The organism is Mycobacterium sp. E3298 (genome assembly GCF_001666895.1).
In the GTDB taxonomy this organism is placed as follows: Bacteria; Actinomycetota; Actinomycetes; order Mycobacteriales; family Mycobacteriaceae; genus Mycobacterium.
The window spans coordinates 1-629 of record NZ_LZJB01000439.1; the positions used below are offsets into that span (position 1 = coordinate 1).

General features: G+C 69.3%; 1 protein-coding gene and 2 pseudogenes. 1 reads left to right on the forward strand and 2 read right to left on the reverse strand.

Translation table 11 applies throughout. From position 1 onward, the window contains the following. Positions 1-191 (forward strand): annotated as a pseudogene (locus tag A9X05_RS29970) (transporter substrate-binding domain-containing protein); the annotation flags it as partial. On the opposite strand, the pseudogene A9X05_RS29975 reads toward A9X05_RS29970, so the two are convergent. After that, positions 176-430 (reverse strand): annotated as a pseudogene (locus A9X05_RS29975) (serine/threonine protein kinase); the annotation flags it as partial. The pseudogenes A9X05_RS29970 and A9X05_RS29975 overlap by 16 nt on opposite strands. Continuing rightward, the coding region (locus A9X05_RS20700) for a transporter substrate-binding domain-containing protein (RefSeq protein ID WP_156669951.1) at positions 430-629 on the reverse strand (200 nt) is incomplete at its 5' end. The pseudogene A9X05_RS29975 and the gene A9X05_RS20700, both read right to left, overlap by 1 nt.

Here is a 629-nt window from a genome sequence, read left to right on the forward strand (position 1 = left end):
ACCTGCACATCGTCGGACCCAACATGGCCACCCAGCCCTACGGCATCGGGGTCAACCTGACCAACACCGGGCTGGTCCGGTTCGTCAACGGCACCCTGGAGCGGATCCGCCGGGACGGCACGTGGAACACGTTGTACCGCAAGTGGTTGACGGTGCTGGGGCCCGCGCCCGCGCCACCGACGCCGAGGTGGCGGACCGGTGGCAGCACCCGCGTCCCCACCGTCACCCGGTCTTGCGGATCGCTGTCCAGGGTGCCCAGCGAGATGTGCGGAAAGTCGTCGTCGTCATCTTCGAAGTCGGGTCGGAACAGCGCCTGGGTGGCCTGGATGCGCCCCGTGGTCGGGCCGCCGCCCTGCGTGTCCGGCGGCTGGGTGCCCGGGCTTTCGTCGGCGCCGGTTTCCGGCTGCTCGATCTTCTCCGACTCGGCCATCAGTCCAGATACCTCGGCGTCGGTGGCGCGGGCGCGGGCCCCAGCACCGTCAACCACTTGCGGTACAACGTGTTCCACGTGCCGTCCCGGCGGATCCGCTCCAGGGTGCCGTTGACGAACCGGACCAGCCCGGTGTTGGTCAGGTTGACCCCGATGCCGTAGGGCTGGGTGGCCATGTTGGGTCCGACGATGTGCAGGT